Here is a 16,500-nt window from a genome sequence, read left to right as displayed (position 1 = left end):
CTGTGGCCGCTGTCCCAGGGGGGCCGGGTGTCCCACTTTGAGACACCGGGGTCGGGTTCATCGGGGCGGTAGTGCGAGAGGATGTGACGAGCGGACGCACAAGGAGGTGCACTCCCATGGACGACTCGAGAGTCTCGGGAGATACCGGCGATCGGCGGCTGACCATCGCGGCCGCGCGCGCTGACTTCCTCAGTACGGGCGAGCGAAGCTTGGCTGGGGTCCCGGACCACGTCGCCGCCTCGTGGCGTCGCAGCGCCTCGGCAGGACTCACGAGCCACGGGCTGAAGGTCAGGTACTTCCAGGATCTCGACGTCCGGTCGCGGCTCGTCCGCTGTGCCGAGCCGATCATCCAGAGGATCAGCGAGGAGACCGCAGACCTCGCTTTGAGCATCGTGCTCACGGACAGTCGTGCGCGGGTCATCAGCCGCGTCGACACCTCTCGCACCATCGGCCTCCTCCTCGACCGCGTGTCGCTGGCCCAAGGTTTCGGCTATGCAGAGAACGAAGCCGGGACGAACGGCATCGGCACCGTGCTGGAGTCAGGCGCGTCGGTCCAAATTGTGGGTGCCGAGCACTATGTCGATGTCCTGCAGCCGTTTGCGTGCGCTGGAGCCGCCATTCGCGACCCTGTAACAGGTCGCGTCGAAGGCGTGCTGGACGTCACCTGCCTCACCGAGCACTCCAGTCCGCTGATGCACTCGCTCGTCCGATCCGCGGCCCGAAACATCGAGCAGAGCTTGGTGGCTGACCACAGCCAGTGCCAGCAGGCGCTCTTCGAGACCTACCTGCGGGTGGACGCCCGTTCCCACGAGGCTGTGATGGCAGTTGGCCAGAGCCTCGTCATGATGAACGCCGCCGCCCAGCTGCTCCTCGACACTGAGGAACAGGCAGTCCTTCAGGAGCACGCGCGTTTCCTGATGGTCCGGCACGACGCGCCTGACGACCGCGTGGAGCTCGACTCCGGAAAGTCGTTTAGGCTGCGGGGCTCGCGGATCATGGTCGGCAAGGACATCGCTGGCATGGTGCTCGTCATCACCCTCCTGACCGACCTGCCGGCGACCGGCCCGAGCCTGCAGGACTACGTGCTGCCCGCCCCTGGCGCGCTCAGCTGGCCTCAGGACCGTGGGCTCATCGAGCGTCTCCCGCTCAAGCGCACCCCCATCGCTGAGGGGAGGACACCGTCATGGCGGGTGGCAGTTCACAAGATCGAGGGCGCCCTCCGCGAACGAGCACCGCTGTTGGTCATGGGCGAGTCAGGGTGCGGCAAGCTCACGTTGCTGACCGAGCTCTACCACGCCGTCCACGACGGTGGACGGAGCTTGCGGTTCGACGCGGCCCAGATCTCCCGCACGGGGTATGTCGAAGCGGAGGAGGCGCTGCAGGTCACGACAAGGCCGACGCTCTATATCTTCCGCAACATCGACGAGCTGACCACCGAAGGCGTCGAGCGCCTAGCGACTTTCATGATGGCGGCCGTCGAGACCGACCTGCCCGTGTATGTGGCGGCCACACTGTCGGACGCGAGCCTCGACTCGGAGCTGCCGTTCCGTGAGCTGCTGCCGTTCTTCCAGACGGCGGTCACGGTGCCCCCACTGCGTCATCGGACGGCTGACATTGGCTCCCTGGTCGAGCGGTTGCTCGCCGACCTGGCCCCCCATCGCGACGTGCGCCTGACTCCAGTCGCGCTGCGCCTGATCACACGGTATGCATGGCCACGAAACGTCAGTCAGCTCTCCGAGGCGCTGTCGAGCGCCCTCCTGAAGAGGCCGGTTGGTGCCATCGAAGAGCAGGATCTCCCCGGGTACTGCCACACCACCGCCCGTCGCACGCTGACCACCATCGAGCAGGCGGAGCGGGACGCGATAATCGCCGCCCTCCAGGCCGCCGGCGGAAATCGGCTGCAGGCCGCCAAGGCGCTCGGTCTGGCACGCTCGTCGCTCTACCGAAAGCTCAAGCAGTTCGGCATCACCACCATCTGACGCCCCCCCGCCGCCGACGGCGGGGCCTGGTGGCGGCGTTTTCATGCTTGTGATAGATGACAGATATCTAATATCTTCGTTGGACAGCATAACTGGAGCCCTGGATCGTGGAAGGAACCACGACCAAGGGAGCCCTTGTGACCATCTCGGCACCGTCCACATCTGGGACGAGACGTCCCCCCGCCTCCGCACGCCACCACTCGTTCGGCTTCTGGGTGGCTGCCGCTGCCTTCTTGGTCAACATGGGCTTCTCGGCCGTCCCAGCCCCGCTCTATGTGCTTTACCAGCAGCGCGACCACTTCTCGACTATCACGATCACCGTCGTGTACGCGGTCTACGCCGTGGGCGTCATCGGGAGCCTTTTCCTCGGAGGGCACATCTCGGACTGGGTCGGCCGCAAGCGGGTCTTGGTCCCGTCCCTCCTGGCGAACGTTCTCGCCGCAGCGATCTTCGTCGTGGCACCGAGCCTGCCAGGACTTCTTCTGGCCAGGGTGATCTCCGGTCTGTCGATAGGGCTGACCACGGCGACTGCGACGGCATACATCTCCGAACTGCATGTCGGCACGTCAGCCGCACAGCGCGGCGAACGCCGCGGGCAGGTGGTGGCGACAGCCGCGAATCTCGGCGGCATCGGCGTCGGCCCACTGATCGCCGGGCTCCTCGCTCAGTTCGCGCCACAGCCCCTGCGGCTGCCGTACTACGTGTTCGGAGCCTTGCTGCTCATGCTCGCACTTCTGGTAGCGCTGTCACCGGAAACCACCGACCGACCGGTGCCCGCGCCCCGGTGGCGGCCCCAGCAGATCGCGGTGCCAGCTGCCGCGCGGCGCGTCTTCTTCGCGGCGACAGCCGGCGGCCTCGCGTCGTTCGCGGTCTTCGGAGTGTTCAACTCCCTGGTGCCCAGTTTCCTCGCTGGGACGCTGCATGAGACCTCGCATGCACTCGCCGGTGCGATGGCGTTCGTGGTCTTCGCCTCCGGCGCCGTGGCCCAAGTGGCCCTGAGCCGTCTGGGACTACGGCACATGCTGCATGTCGGCCTGTCCCTGCTCATCACCGGCCTCGTGATGCTGGTCGCGGGGATGTGGCTCCCGAGTCTGGGGCTCTTCGCGGTCGGGGGCGTCGTCACCGGAGCTGGCGGCGGCCTGGTCTTTCGAGGCGCGTTGACCGTTGCCGGGTCGAGCGCTCCACGCGGGGCACGTGCCGAGGTACTGGCGGGCTACTTCCTCGGCGCATACGTCGGCCTCTCGGTGCCTGTCCTCGCCCTGGGGGTCGCCACGCAGTTCGTGGCCGCCCGCTACACCATGCTCGCCTTCGTCCTTCTCGTCTCAGTCGCACTCGTAATCAGCGCGCGGATGGTCCTGCTTCTGACTGAGCGCGAGGGCCACCGGACCAGCACGGCTGCCGGCGGAGAGCTTCGGTCCAGTCGAGCGTGAGCACATCTCGATTCAGGGCTCTGGCACTGCTCCCAGCGCGCTGAGCACCAGCAGCCTCGAGTCTGCATCACAGCGTGCGCACAGACCGCACCGGGACGTGCTCTCCCGCTCCTCACAGACGCTGCACCACGTGATGTGTCGAACCTGCCACGCGAAAACCTGGCCATCCATAAGCCCGTAGGCGAACCTGTTCACGATCTCTCCCGACGTCTCTCTAGCCGTAACTCGGCCCTTACTGTTCCGCCCGTCTCCCGGGGAGTGCCTATGCACCGTGTCACCAGTGTGGGAATGGACTTTAGGATCGAGGTGTCCCAATTTGAGACCCGTACGGGCGCGTTGCCGAAGCCGAGGCGTACGTCGGCCGCACCATCGAGGCCCTTACCCGAGACGACTTCCTCTGGACAGCCGTGCTACTCCTGAGCTGCGTGGCCCTGCCGCCGGTGCCACCACCATGTAGGGGCCATTTGACCGTCGCGTCCGTCTGGGAGGATCGATAGCCGTTGAAATCCTCGTTGGGGTCATCGGGATCGATGCCCTAATGCCGATATGAGATCGTAGGTCAGGGCGTAACGACCAATTGGCGTATAGCCCATTCCTGGGCTTCAGCGACGTTGGATGTTCAGCGTTGGCCTCGGTTCTCAAGCAATCGCCGACCCCGCACGTTTCACGGTGCTCACAAGGCGCAACTGAAATGGGAAGCCGGTTACAGGAACGAGCGGATGGCGTCGACGACCGTGTAGTCGTCGTTGACCAAGGGGACGAGACGCCAGTTGTCGAAGGATGTGCACGGGTGGGAGATGTGACAGCCAACGAGGTCGCCCACCCGTAGCTCCGAGGGATGGGGCGTACGGAGTCGGGCGTGAGGGTCGTTCAGATGGAGCACCTCGTACTCGTTGGGGCTGAGCGTCTGGAAGAGCTGTCGGATCCTTCCCGCGAAGGGGATGGGAAAGCCACGATCATGCGCTGCGTCCCGCTTCCCGAAGTCGAGAATCGCTAGACCGGGCTCGGGCGTGGACATGACCCGCGCCCAGAGCTCAAGGCCCTGACGCAGGGCGCCTTCCCCGATGTTGCGCCTCCCCAGCGGTGAGTACTCCGCGTAGTTGGCCGCATCGTGGGTCAGGTACGCGCCCGCTCTCAAGACCTTCCGCACGGGTTTTGACAAGGAGTGCAGGTCGTCGAGGCCCTCAACCACAAGGTCGAACCACATGCTGCCGCCACCGGTCAGGAGGATCTCGCTCCTTGACGTGAACGCACCGCGTTCATCCAGCCGCCGTGTCAGCTCGCGGAACTGTGACATCAGGGCGGTGATGTCTGTGATGTTGTGATCGACGTTCCCGAGGGGAAAGAGGTTCTCGTATACCTCCACTCCGGCCAGTGCCAGGGTGTCTAGCGTCGCCACCGCGTCAGCGACATGCAGGGCGTCGTCCACGGTCCGACAACCACAACGGCCGCCGGGTATGCCGAGCTCAAGGAGCACAGGGAGCGGTCGCCGTGGTCTCCACGCGGCTAGCTGTTCGTGTAGCAGGCGAGCGCCCTCCACGGAGTCGACGAGACAGAACATCTCGAGGTTAGGGTCGCGACGCATCTCCTCTGCCAGCCAGTGGGCCGACGCCTTGTCCACGACCTCGTTGGCGATGAGCAGTCTGGCGACTCCAGTCCGGCGGAGAACGCGGGCTTGGTCGACATTCGCAACCGTGAGGGCCCACGCGTCAGCCTCCAACTGCAGTTGAGCAAGTTGCGGGGACAGCGGGGTCTTGCAGTGGGGTGCGAGGCTAAGGCCGTGCCGCGCACAGTAGTCACGCATCACGTGGATGTTGTGCCGAAGAGCATCGTTCTTCAACACCATGAGCGGCGTGCTGAACGGCGCCTCCAACGCGTTCCATTGCTGCGTTGCAACGTCCGAGATGCGTAGCGGCGGGTCGGTGCGCGGGAAACCCTTGTACTGCTCGTCGATGGGCAGCTCCAGGATGCGCCGCAGGTCCAATCGCTGCTCGGGACTCACGGTGTCACCCGGCTGGGGACCTCCATTACTCATCGCTACGCCTGGGCAGCCAGTTCGGGTCTCGCAGCTCGGCGACCTTGGCCGCTGCCTTGAGCCCGAGTCGCCTCTCTGGACTTCGCCGAGCTCCGCGAGGTGTACCGAATGCGCGAGGCACTCGAGCCCATGGCAATGGCGCTTGCCGTGGAGCGAGTGACGGAGTTCGACATCGCCACCGCGGAGCAACTGTTGCAGAAGATAAGCCACGTCCCGGACGGCAGCCCGGAGTGGTTGAAGTTGGACCGAGAGTTCCATTGGTTGTGGTACAGCCTGCTCCCTATGCCGCGACTTCTGCGCACGATCGAGCAACTTCTCGACGTCGCCCAGCGCTACCGGGCGGCCTTCAACCTCACCCCGGGAATGCGGAACGTGTCCGATCTGGAGCATTGGATGCTTCTCGAGGCGATGAAAGGACGCCAGGCAGAGGATGCCAAGGCGCTGCTCCAGGTCCACCTGCGCCACGTGCCTACCTCGCTCGAGACACCCACCGCTGCCAACTTCTTCCGTACCGACCCTTCCGACACTGCCGATTGAGACGTTCGTGCCGCCGTCACTTCATCGGCGAGGTTCACCCTCCCGGCGGGTCAGGCGGAAGTGACTACGGCCCCCACCGGGGTCGAGAGAGCAGTTTCCGGCCAGCCGCCGGCGTCCACGATGGCCAGACCACAGCGCATCGTGGCCAGTCGCATCCTCAGGCTGCGACTGACAGCGCGTGGTAGAGGGCACCGGCGAACGCCTCATGCCACGTGAAGGGGCACGAAGCAGTCCGGCGCGAGGCGCCCCCGCAACCGCACCTCCAGGTCCAGGTGCCCGAGGCGCTACGGCAGACTCTCGGGTGGTGAAGGTCGGTCCTGGCAACTAGGGCGAAGTGGTGCCAGGTGGGGTGGTTCCTGTTCATGCGCACCACGATCCGCCGCCATCACGCGCCTGGAGTGTTCTACTTTGGTACACCAACGTGGAGCCGCCCAGCCGCACCCGCATCTGAGCTCGTACTCCCAGGTCCTGCGGTCGAGCACGTCACCCTGTCAGTGGCCGTCGTAGGTGTACAGACGAAGGACAGCCGGGCTTCCCTCGTCAGAACGACCCCGGAGCTGACAGAGCGATTTCTCCCGCACAGCCCACAAGGGCATCGACGATGTGGTCGACGCGATCATCGGTCAGCCGGTTCAGCGGCACGGAGCAGCTGATCGCATCGATCGCCGGGTGACGGCCCGGCACGGCCACTGCCACACAGCCCAGTCCGGGCGTGTTTTGCCCCCGCTCGATGGCCCATCCGCGTTCTCGGACTGCAGCCAAGGCTTCGATGAGGCCTTGCGGGGACGTCAACGTGTCCGCAGTCAACGGCGTCATGGACTGGGGCAGTAGCCCCCTGACGATGTCGATCGACCGCTGCGCCAACAGAACCTGCCCCAAGGACGTCGCGTAGGCGGGCTGGCTACGGCCAATCCGGGAGACGCTGCGCAAGTGATGCTTCGACTCCTGGCTCACCAGGTAGACGACATCGGGACCGTCGAGGCGCGCCAGGTGCACCGTCTCGTCCAGTTGGTTGCGCAGATGTGCAAGCAGAGGGCTGGCCGCCATCACTACAGGGTCTCGTTCCAGGTAGGCCGCGCCCACCCGAAGCGACCGGGGGCCAACGCCATACATCCCGGTCCGCGCGTCAATGGTGACCCAGTTGGCGGCCACCAGGGTGCCGAGCAGACCGTGGAGGCTCGATTTGGGAACGCCCAGCTGAATCCGGAGCTCGGTGAAGGCCATCGGGCCTGGCGCTGCGGCGAGCGCCTCGAGGATGAGCAGGGTGCGATGGCCCGACTTCACCTGGTCCGCGGTTCGCCCTTCCGGTGCTGCGAGTTCGGCGCCGTTCTCGGCGAGTTCTGCCATGACCGATCTCCCCTGAACGAGGTCTTGACGCGTCGTGAACCACGAACTTACCATCGGGCTACTAGTTCATCATTGCGGGCTCCGGTTCATGTATACGAACCACGCCGGTGAACGAAAGCTCCGTCTCACACGAAGAGGAACAACCATGGAGCACGCCATCTTGGAAGGTCTTCGATGATGAACAAGCCTGGGTAGCGCTCATGCCTGGCAGGCAATCGAGCCCCTCCTCGCTCCTCCCGGGGACCTCTTCGCCGAGTATGAGCAGCTCCGCGCGAGGTCGGTATGACGGCGGTCCAGACGACCTCGGGTCCTGTCCAGGCAGAGGACCTGGGGATCGTGTTACCACACGAGCACATCTTCATTAACGAGCTGAGCGAGGACCGGGCCAACGGTTTGCTCAACGACCACGCGGTCATGGCCGCGGAGCTGGCGGCATTCGCCAGCGTGGGCGGGACCACGCTCGTCGAGCTGACGACTGCCGAGCTCACCGCTGGGGCCTCCCCTGACCCGCGGGGACTGTATGGCGGTGCCAGCGCGAGCGGTTGTCCCGACGGCGGGAGTCGCTCGGTCAACAACGTGCTCGGGCTCGCCGACCTCGCGCGCCAGACAGGGGTCAACGTCGTTCTGGGCACGGGCCATTACCGAGACCCGTACCTCAGCGCCGATCCGCTGGACCGCCACGGGGTGGACACGCTCGCCGAACGAATCATGCTGGACCTCACGGAGGGGTTCCCGGGAACCTCGGTCCGGGCGGGCGTGATCGGGGAGGTGGGTGCCGACAAGTGGTTCGTGTCCGCTCGGGAGGAGCGCTCGATCCGCGCCGCTGCACGTGCGCAGGTCCAGACGGGTGTCGCCGTCACCACCCATGCGTCCAAGTGGCCGGTGGGGGGCGACCTCTTCGAGCTGCTCACCGCGGAAGGGGTAGCGCCGGACCGCATCATCATCGGCCATTGCTCCACGATCGACCTCACGGAATACCATCTCGACCTCGCGTCCCGCGGAGCCTATGTCCAGTTCGACACGCTCCGAGGCGGGCCGCCCATGACCGTACAGCGCTCGGTCCGCCAGATCATGGCCCTCGTCTCTGCGGGATACCTCGGACAGGTGCTCCTGTCCCAGGACGTGTGCCTCAAGGACCACCTGCGGGTCAACGGCGGGTGTGGCTACACCTACCTGCTCACGGACTTTCTTCCGCTCCTGGTCGAGGCCGGGCTCGACCCCGCCGAGGTGGACCAGTTGGTGCGCGCAAACCCCCAGCGCGCCCTCTGCTCATAGGGGGAGTCCTGAGGCAGACACCATCGCCGATCTGCCAAGGCGTGTGGCCCGACCAATCAGCCAACGGCCACAGCGCTAGTTTGCTTCCTTGGCCTGGGTGTACTCCACCTGCCCACTGGCGATCGAGCGCTCAGCAGCATCCAGTGCCGCATAGCTGGGGAGAACGCTGCGACCCGACGAACGGAGGGCGGCAATGCCAGCAATGGCATCGAGGAGGTTGGCCAGCTCGGCAGTGAAGGCGGCCTGGAGCATGTCGTCCTCGGGCAGGTCGAAGGCCGTCTCGCCGTTCACCCTGACCGTTCGGTAGCAGGAGAAGTCGAGGGTCGCATCCTGTCCGATGAGCACGATGTCATGGACCGGCGCCCGTGAGCTGAACGACATGTGGATCCCCGTGCGTGCGCCCCGGGAAAACCGGAGCTGCAGGTTGAAATCGTCGACGATCCCGAAGTCGCTGACGACCGACGCAGCGTCACAGACCGCCGTTGTGACTGTGTCGTCGATCAGGTACGAGATGAGGTCGAGGGAGTGTGAACCCCAGTGCGCCACGAGAAAGTTTGGCAGATCCTTCCACCAGGGAAAGTTGTCAAGCCGGTGTGTGAACCGCCGCTCGATGGCCTGGATGGGCGTCCCCAGGTGTCCGGCATCGATGAACTCCTTGGCCCACACGAACATCGGCATGAACCTCAGGGTCTGTCCGCTCATGAGCTGCACGCCGGCGTCCTCCGCCGCACGAACCATCTGTTCCGCCTCACCGAGCGACGTCGCGAGCGGCTTCTCGACGAGAACGTGCTTGCCGTGGGCGATGGCAAGGAGGGCGATCTCGTGGTGCCGGGCAGTGGGCGCACAGACGATCACTACGTCGACGGCCTCCAGCGCACACACAGGGCCCAGCTGCGTGGTTGCGGTCTGCGCTCCGAACTGAACCGCTAGCGCCTCCGCTGCAGCCAGGTCATGGTCAACGACGGCGACCAGGTGCGCACGCGGCTCTCGGTCGACCGCCAGCGCATGCCATTGCGCAATGCGCCCGGCACCGACGATCGCGATGCCCGTCATGGGTTGAGCTCGCCGAGTTGCTGGAGCAGCGTGTCGATATCCTCGGTGGTGTTATACACGTGCGGCGAGATTCGCACCCTGCCCTGCCTGGCCCAGACGGTCGTCCCCAGTCGAGCAAGGTGTCGGTCGATCTCCGCGAACCTCTCCGTCTCGAACGCAACTATCGATCCAGTCGCCGAGGCTGCGCCACCCAGGACGGCGATCCCGAGGTGGCCGAGCCCTTCTTGGGTACGGGCGACAAGAGCAAGGTTGTGCTCCTCGATCTCCGCCACCCCGACGTCGAGCACGAACCGAAGTGCGTTCGCGAGGACACAGATGCCTAGATGGTTGGGCATACCCTCTTCGAAGCGGCGAGCATCCGGCCAAAGCGCGACCGTGGACGGCCCTCCGCTGGGGAAGAGCTCCTGGACGCCGCGGTAGCCGACGTATGGCGCGGACAGCGAGCCGGGAAGATCGGGGCTGGCGTAGAAGATGGAGACTCCGTGGCTACCGAGCAGCCACTTGAAGGTACCCGCGGAAAGGAAGTCGAGTCCTCTCGCCGACACCTGGACCGTGCCGAGTGCTTGGACCGCGTCCACAAAGACCAAGGCACCCCGTTCATGGGCTCTCTCGGTGATCCAGTGCACGTCGAGTCGTTGGCCGTTCTTGTAGCTCACGAGGCTGACGACTACCAACCGGGTGTGTTCGTCGATGGCGGCCACGATGTCGGCCTCCGTGATGATCTCGCCCTGCATCGCGACAACGCGCTGCTCGACCCCACGGGCCGCGAGCAGACCTGCGGCGAACGCGACTGTGGGGAACTCTCCGTCGCCGAAGACCACGTTGTCGCCGGGCTTCCAGTCGACCGACCGGAGCGCGACATCCATGCCGCGCGACGTGCTCGCCAGGAAGGCGATGTCGCGACTCTCCACGTCCAGCAGTGACGCGGCGAGCCCACGTGCCTGGTCCTCAATCGCGCCGAGAGCAGGCCGGCCGATCGAGCCCTGACCCTTGAGCGAGGCATAGAGCTGCATCGCCTGCAGGTGAGAGGTGAGGAACAGCCCCTCCGCCGCAGAGTTGAGGTAGACCCCCTCAGCGGCGGCCGGGAAGAGCGAAGTGACGTTCTGAGGCAAGCTCATCGGCGGAGTCCCGGGTCCGGTAGGGCCGGGCTCCCCGGCGTCGCGGTCCCCTTGACCAAGCCGGCGTCGGCGAGGCCCGCGTAGTGCGGCACGTCCTCGGCGAAGTGGCACTCGACGACGTGGTCCGGAGACGGAGTGGCGGCCAGGGTCAGGGCACGGGCTGGCGGACGCTCGCTCGCGCAGCGCTCTGGGTTGCCGAGTTGCTCGCGCAACCAGCACCGTGGGGCGAAGATGCACCCACCTTCAGGGGGCGCGGCGGCGCCGAGCTCACTGCTCACCCAGGGCCGGGTTGAGCGCACCTCCGGGTCACCGTTGGGCGCTGCCGACATGAGCATGCGAGTGTAGGGATGCCAGGACCGGTTGATGACCTCGTCACGCTGCCCGACTTCCACGAGTCTGCCGAGATAGAGGACGGCGATCCGGTCGCAGAAGAAGTTCACCACCCGCAGGTCGTGCGTCACCATCACCACGGTGAGGCCGAGGTCCCGCTGCAGGGCCTTGAAGAGGTTGAGCACCTGTGCTTGGACTGACACGTCGAGCGCCGAGACCGGCTCGTCGGCGATGAGCACCTCTGGCTGCACGGTCAGGGCCCGGGCGATCACGATGCGCTGGCGCTGGCCCCCGCTGAACTGGTGGGGATAGCGGTCCAGCATCGACTCATGCATCCCCACCCGGCCGAGGGTCTCAACGAGGCGCGTGCGGAGCTCGGCCCGCGGCAGCCGTCGCGGAAACGAGCTGGAGAGGACGTCCCGGACCGTACGGAAGGGGTTGAGCGACGCGAATGGATTCTGGAACACCATCTGCACCGTCTGGCGGAATCTAGCCCGCTCGGCTCGGCTTTGACGGGCCACCTCCTGACCCTCGAACTGCACCGAGCCCGTTGTGGGCATCTCGAAGCCGACCAGGAGCCGCCCCAAGGTCGTCTTGCCGGAGCCACTCTCCCCTACGAGGCCGAGCGCCTCGCCACGACGAACCTCGATCGAGACGTTGTCGAGCGCCCGGACGCGGCCATCGGAGCGACCGCGGCGCGCCCGGCCATAAACCTTGCCCACGTTGCGGACCACGAACACTGGGTCCGCAGCCCGCTCCGACGATGTCGCTTCCATGGCTCAGACCTCCTGGATCGCAAAGTGGCAGGCGCCCCAGTGCGGGAGCGACTCGTCCACTCCCGGGTCGGTCTGGGCACACACGTCTGGCTTCCCGAGACGCTCGTACAGCGGACAGCGCGGATGGAACCGGCAGCCTGACGGCCAGTCCTCGGGTCGAGGCGGCTGACCCGGCAGGGCGTCCAGCTCCTCGGGGGGCTCGCCCACGAGCGGCAGCAACCCGCTCAGCAGAGCTCGCGTGTAGGGATGCTTCGGCTGCTGGAACACCTCGCGCACCGTGCCCGCCTCCACGATCCTGCCCGCGTACATCACCATGACCCGGTCGCAGATTTCGGCGACGGTGGCCAGGTCATGCGTGACGAAGACGATGCTCGTGCCTCGGGTGTCGCGAACCTCCTGCAGCAGAGCGAGTATCTGCGCCTGGACCGTCACGTCGAGTGCAGTCGTGGGCTCGTCGGCGATGATGAGCTTCGGCTCCAGGATGAGACCCTGTGCGATGGCGACGCGCTGCTGCATCCCTCCGCTGAGCTGGTGTGGGTAGCGCCGCAGGTTGAGCTCGGCGTTCGGCAGGTGCACGGAGCGCAAGGCCCGCAGCGCACGAGTCCTGAGGTTTGCGACGTCAAATGGCGTGTCACCAGCGTGGTCCCGCACGATCTCGACGATCTGCTCCTCGATCCTCGTCACCGGGTTCATCGTCGCCAGCGCGTCCTGCACGATGAGCGCGAGCTCGTTACCCCGAAGGGCGCGCATCTGCCGCTCGCTCAGCGTGCCGAGCTCCCGGCCGTCGAACACCACGCGACCGGTGCTGACACCGGGGGCCGGCACGATCCGCAGGAGGGCGAGGCCGAGCGTGCTCTTGCCCGAGCCGGACTCGCCCACCAACCCGACGATCTCGCCCTGACCGATGCTGAACGAGACGTCGTCGACCGCCCGGACCGCGCGCGGCCCCGACCCGAAGGCGACCGACAGGTGCTCGACCTGTATGACGGGCCCACCGCCGCTCGCGGCAGTGCCGGGCTCGACGTTGTCCGACGGCTGGGCCTCGCTTGTCCTTCTCATGGCTGTCACTTCTCTCCCGTCCGCGGATCGATGATGTCCCTCAGGCCGTCCCCGAGAAGGTTCACCCCGAGAACGGCGATGACGACCATCGTGCCGGCGCCCAACGGCAGCCAGGGGGCGTCGTAGAGGTACTCCCGGCCCTCGATGAGCAGGGATCCCCAGGACGGCGAGGGTGGCTGTACTCCGAGACCAAGGAAGCCGAGGTTCGCCTCGTCGAGGATCCCCCAGGCCAGCGCCGTGGTGATCTGGACTACGAGAATCGGGACAACGCTGGGAAAGATGTCCTTGGCAATGATCGCGGCAGCCGGGACGCCGAGGCCGCGCGACGCCTCGACATACGTCTTGTTCCGCACCGAAATGACGATGCTGCGGATGACCCGGGCGAACTGCCACATATACACCACGCTCAGGGCCACCGCGACGGACTGCGCCGATGGTCCGAGGAGCGCGACAATGCCCAGCGCGAATACCAGGGCGGGGATGGCGAGCATGAGGTCGACGACGCGCGTAGCGATGAGGTCGACCTTGCCGCCGACGAATCCAGAGACGACGCCGATGACCGAGCCCATGACGGCGGCCGCCATGACGGCGATGCAGGCAACCGCAATAGAAGCCTGTGACCCGGCCATGATGCGGGACAGGATGTCCCTTCCATAGACATCGGTGCCGGCCAGATGCCGCCAGCTGGGTGCGGTGAACGCAGGGCCGGCATGCGCCGCGATGGGGTCGTATGGCGTCCAGACCAGGCTGAGCAGCGTCAGCGCCAGAACTGCGGCCACGGGGATGGCGCCGCATAGCGCACGCTTGTTGTGGAGGACTGCGCTCAGGGTGATCGCCCGCACGCCGCCCCGCGGAACATCGAGGAGGACTCGCCGCGCAGTCACGCGCTCCCGCAGGGCTTTCACAGCCGCACCCGGGGGTCGAGCCATGCGTGGAGCAGTTCCACGCCCAGGTTCACCAGAACGTACACGGCGGCGAGGACGAGAATTAACGACTGGACCATGAGATAGTCCCTCTGCACCGCACCCTCGACGAGGAGCCGTCCGATGCCGGGCCAGTTGAAGAGCTGTTCGACGATGACCTGTCCTCCGATGAGAGTGCCCAGTTGGAGCCCGATCACGCTGAGCACGGGCAGGATGGTGTTCCTCGCGAGATAGCGCCTCAATACGGTGCTGGGGCGAAGTCCCTTGGCCGTCGTCTGGACGATGAACTGCTCCTGGAGTAGCTCGACGGTGGCGGCGCGGGTGAGTCGGGCCAGGAACGGCGCGAGGGTGAAGCCCAGGGTGAACGCGGGCATCAGGGTGAGGCGCAGGCTCTGCACAGGCGACTCGTTGAAGGGTACGTAACCGGCCGTGGGGAGCCAGTGCAGTTGCACCCCGAGGAGAAGGAATAGCAGCGTGCCCACCCAGAAGACCGGCATGGACAGGCCGACAAGCGCCACCGGCGAGAGGATGCGGTCGAGCCACCTGTCCTTGTATACGCCGGCGAGAAACCCCGTGGGCAGGCCGAGGAGCAGGGTGAAGAACAGCGCGCTGAGCGTGAGGTGCAGCGTGGCCGGAAGGCGCGCAATCACGATTGGCGCGATCGGCAGATTTGACACGAGGGAGACACCCAGGCTGCCGTGGAACAGACCCCCAAGCCAATTCCAGTACTGCACCGGAATGGGCAGGTCGAGCCCCCGCGCGTGGCGGAGCTGCTTGACGAGCTCCGGGCTGCCGTTAGGGCCGAGCATGCCTGCTACGGGGTCGCCCGGGACCAGGTGGATGTAAAGGAAAAGGACGATCGACAGTGCAAGCAGGAGGGGCACAGCCACAGCGATTCGTCGCATCGCATATCGGAACAAAGCTTCCTCCGGACAGTTGGGAGCTGGTCAATAACCCGGGTGGTGGACCGGTGGGACCGGCGGCGTGGCGGGCGGCCCCACCGGTCCCACCGGGGCTAATTGCCCATCGAGGCGTAGATGAGCCCACGGTTCGAGACGTCAGCCCTCGGGTAGTAGCCCTGGAGCTTCGGACTGGTGCCGATCACGGCATACTGCGAACCGATCACGATCATGGGCTGCTGGTCGAGGATGATGTCCTGGACCTGCCGGTACAACGTTGCGGCCTTGGCCAGGTCGGGCTCCTGCTGGGCGCGGGCGATGAGGGCGTCAACGTCCTTGTTGCACCACTTGGCCATCAGGTTCGTCACCGAGCCGTTGCATGTGAACGACTGCGAGAAGTACGAGTCAGTTGTCGCATAGGCGTTGCCGGCGTGGTACATCTCAAACTTGCCCTTCGCGACATCACCGTAGAACGATGCCGAGTCGTAGGCCTGTGGCGTGATCTGGACGCCTAGCGGCTTGAGGCTCTGCTGAAGCATCTCGGTGTTGCATCGGGCCTGCTGCCAGGTGTTCTCGTAGGGCACGTTGACCGCAAGCTTCGTGCCGTCCGCTGCACCCTTGACACCCTGGGCGACACGGACGCCGTCAGAACCGGTCTTCCAACCGGCCTGATCGAGAAGGGCGCTCGCCTTGGCGAGGGCGTCCGTCGATGACAGGCCGAAGCGCTGCTCGCCCGCCTTGTACAGCGGGTCTCCGGGGTAGATCAGGTCACCGGTAGACGCGTGACCGCCGACCCCGCTCCAACACGTGTCGATGGCCTGCTTACGCGGGACCATGTACGCGAGCGCCTGGCGGACCCGGACATCGTCGAACGGTGCCTTCGATTTGTCCATCCCCCACATCACGAGACCGGCACTCGGAGCCACAAAGTACTGAATCGCATTCGACTTCTTCAGGCGAACGGCGTCCGCCGGCTTCATGTTGTAGGTCATGTCGATGGTTCCCGACTCGAGCGCCGCAGCCATGGCCGTGATGTCCGTGCCGAAGGAGTAGGTGATGTTCTTGATCTTCGGAAAGCCCTTGTTCCAGTAGTGAGGGTTCGCGGTGAGTGACGCGTGGTCCTTCGGAACCATCTCCGTCAAGGTCCAAGGCCCAGAGGTCGCCGTCGGATTCGTGAAGTAGCTCGGGCTCGACTCCACTGCCTTCTCTGAAAGGATCGCTGCGCTCCCCGTCGTCGCCAGCGCGTTGAGAATGACCCGCGACGGCTTGGACAGGGTGATCCTTACGGTGTTCGGCGCCGTGACAGTCACACCGGTGAGGTCGGCGAGAGCCGTCTTCAGCGCCGCGCCCTTCGCCATCCGTTGCACTGAGTACTTCACGTCCTCGGCGGTGATCGTCGAACCATCGCTGAAGTGCGCATTTGGCCGGATGCTGAAGTCGTACGAAAGACCGTCGGCGGCACGTTTCCACTTCTCGGCGATTGCCGGCTGGAGTGTTCCATTCTTGTCGTAGTCGATCAGCGGCTCGTAAATCAGCTCGATGAGCCGCAACGAGGCCTGGGTCACGGCTGTGGCAGGGTCGAAACCGGTGGTGGGCTCGGTTGCCTGGATGGTGAGCCGACTAGTACCAGCGGAGGCCGACGGAGCCCCGGTCGAGCATGCGCTGAGCACGAGGGTTGCGCCCGTCGCACATACGGCAAGGCTGGCCCAGCGGGTGCGGTGGAAGAACTTCAATGGTCT

The 16,500-nt window shown here is 65.8% G+C and carries 13 protein-coding genes; 4 read left to right on the top strand and 9 right to left on the bottom strand.

Going from position 1 to position 16,500, the window contains the following annotated elements:
- Positions 1-116: 116 nt before the first annotated feature.
- Together GKE56_RS14075 and GKE56_RS14070 are read left to right on the top strand one after the other, a co-directional pair.
- Positions 117-1,979, top strand: a complete 1,863-nt coding sequence (locus tag GKE56_RS14075; protein ID WP_154685068.1) for a sigma-54-dependent Fis family transcriptional regulator — start codon at positions 117-119, stop codon at positions 1,977-1,979.
- 215 nt (positions 1,980-2,194) lie between these two features.
- A complete protein-coding gene (locus GKE56_RS14070) occupies positions 2,195-3,409 on the top strand; it encodes an MFS transporter (RefSeq protein WP_154685067.1) in 1,215 nt (404 codons plus the stop codon).
- 703 nt (positions 3,410-4,112) lie between these two features.
- Here GKE56_RS14070 and GKE56_RS14065 read toward each other — a convergent pair.
- Positions 4,113-5,411, bottom strand: a complete 1,299-nt coding sequence (locus GKE56_RS14065; RefSeq protein WP_195908137.1) for an alanine racemase — start codon at positions 5,409-5,411, stop codon at positions 4,113-4,115.
- A gap of 141 nt (positions 5,412-5,552) precedes the next feature.
- Between GKE56_RS14065 and GKE56_RS14060 the strand changes: the two genes are divergently transcribed.
- Positions 5,553-5,981 (top strand): GntR family transcriptional regulator, encoded by a 429-nt coding sequence (locus GKE56_RS14060; RefSeq protein ID WP_154685065.1) that lies wholly within the window; start codon positions 5,553-5,555, stop codon positions 5,979-5,981.
- Between the two features lie 540 nt (positions 5,982-6,521).
- On the opposite strand, the gene GKE56_RS14055 is transcribed toward GKE56_RS14060, so the two are convergent.
- Positions 6,522-7,328, bottom strand: coding sequence for an IclR family transcriptional regulator (locus GKE56_RS14055; RefSeq protein WP_154685064.1), 807 nt, complete (start codon positions 7,326-7,328; stop codon positions 6,522-6,524).
- A 282-nt stretch (positions 7,329-7,610) separates the two neighbouring features.
- Here GKE56_RS14055 and GKE56_RS14050 point away from each other — a divergent pair, with 282 nt between their 5' ends.
- Positions 7,611-8,603, top strand: a complete 993-nt coding sequence (locus GKE56_RS14050; protein ID WP_154685063.1) for a phosphotriesterase — start codon at positions 7,611-7,613, stop codon at positions 8,601-8,603.
- 75 nt (positions 8,604-8,678) lie between these two features.
- Here the strand turns inward: GKE56_RS14050 and GKE56_RS14045 are convergent, their stop codons facing one another.
- The 7 genes from GKE56_RS14045 to GKE56_RS14015 form a co-directional block, all read right to left on the bottom strand.
- Positions 8,679-9,656 (bottom strand): Gfo/Idh/MocA family protein, encoded by a 978-nt coding sequence (locus tag GKE56_RS14045; RefSeq protein WP_154685062.1) that lies wholly within the window; start codon positions 9,654-9,656, stop codon positions 8,679-8,681.
- Positions 9,653-10,669, bottom strand: coding sequence for an aminotransferase class V-fold PLP-dependent enzyme (locus tag GKE56_RS14040; protein WP_230209341.1), 1,017 nt, complete (start codon positions 10,667-10,669; stop codon positions 9,653-9,655). Before GKE56_RS14040 ends, GKE56_RS14045 begins: the two co-directional genes overlap by 4 nt.
- A gap of 101 nt (positions 10,670-10,770) precedes the next feature.
- Complete coding sequence (locus GKE56_RS14035; RefSeq protein WP_154685060.1) at positions 10,771-11,880, bottom strand: ABC transporter ATP-binding protein; 1,110 nt, start codon at positions 11,878-11,880, stop codon at positions 10,771-10,773.
- A gap of 3 nt (positions 11,881-11,883) precedes the next feature.
- Positions 11,884-12,939, bottom strand: a complete 1,056-nt coding sequence (locus GKE56_RS14030) for an ABC transporter ATP-binding protein (protein ID WP_154685059.1) — start codon at positions 12,937-12,939, stop codon at positions 11,884-11,886.
- A 5-nt stretch (positions 12,940-12,944) separates the two neighbouring features.
- Positions 12,945-13,844, bottom strand: coding sequence for an ABC transporter permease (locus tag GKE56_RS14025; RefSeq protein ID WP_195908136.1), 900 nt, complete (start codon positions 13,842-13,844; stop codon positions 12,945-12,947).
- Positions 13,841-14,752 carry an ABC transporter permease gene (locus GKE56_RS14020; RefSeq protein WP_195908135.1) on the bottom strand — a complete coding sequence of 304 codons (912 nt, stop codon included), beginning with the start codon at positions 14,750-14,752 and terminating at the stop codon, positions 13,841-13,843. The genes GKE56_RS14025 and GKE56_RS14020 overlap by 4 nt, the downstream gene beginning before the upstream one ends.
- 125 nt (positions 14,753-14,877) lie before the next feature.
- Positions 14,878-16,494, bottom strand: a complete 1,617-nt coding sequence (locus tag GKE56_RS14015) for an ABC transporter substrate-binding protein (RefSeq protein ID WP_154685056.1) — start codon at positions 16,492-16,494, stop codon at positions 14,878-14,880.
- Between the last annotated feature and the right edge of the window lie 6 nt (positions 16,495-16,500).

This window comes from Nostocoides sp. HKS02, from assembly GCF_009707485.1.
Classification (GTDB): domain Bacteria; phylum Actinomycetota; class Actinomycetes; order Actinomycetales; family Dermatophilaceae; genus Pedococcus.
Note: the sequence above shows the minus strand (reverse complement) of the source record. Positions and strands in the feature narration are given on the sequence as shown.

Coding starts and splice junctions, on each gene's coding strand:
- GKE56_RS14075 (WP_154685068.1), top strand. CDS start 117: ATGGACGACTCGAGAGTCTCGGGAGATACCGGCGATCGGCGGCTGACC.
- GKE56_RS14060 (WP_154685065.1), top strand. CDS start 5,553: ATGCGCGAGGCACTCGAGCCCATGGCAATGGCGCTTGCCGTGGAGCGA.
- GKE56_RS14055 (WP_154685064.1), bottom strand. CDS start 7,328: ATGGCAGAACTCGCCGAGAACGGCGCCGAACTCGCAGCACCGGAAGGG.
- GKE56_RS14050 (WP_154685063.1), top strand. CDS start 7,611: ATGACGGCGGTCCAGACGACCTCGGGTCCTGTCCAGGCAGAGGACCTG.
- GKE56_RS14045 (WP_154685062.1), bottom strand. CDS start 9,656: ATGACGGGCATCGCGATCGTCGGTGCCGGGCGCATTGCGCAATGGCAT.
- GKE56_RS14040 (WP_230209341.1), bottom strand. CDS start 10,669: ATGCAGCTCTATGCCTCGCTCAAGGGTCAGGGCTCGATCGGCCGGCCT.
- GKE56_RS14035 (WP_154685060.1), bottom strand. CDS start 11,880: ATGGAAGCGACATCGTCGGAGCGGGCTGCGGACCCAGTGTTCGTGGTC.
- GKE56_RS14030 (WP_154685059.1), bottom strand. CDS start 12,939: ATGAGAAGGACAAGCGAGGCCCAGCCGTCGGACAACGTCGAGCCCGGC.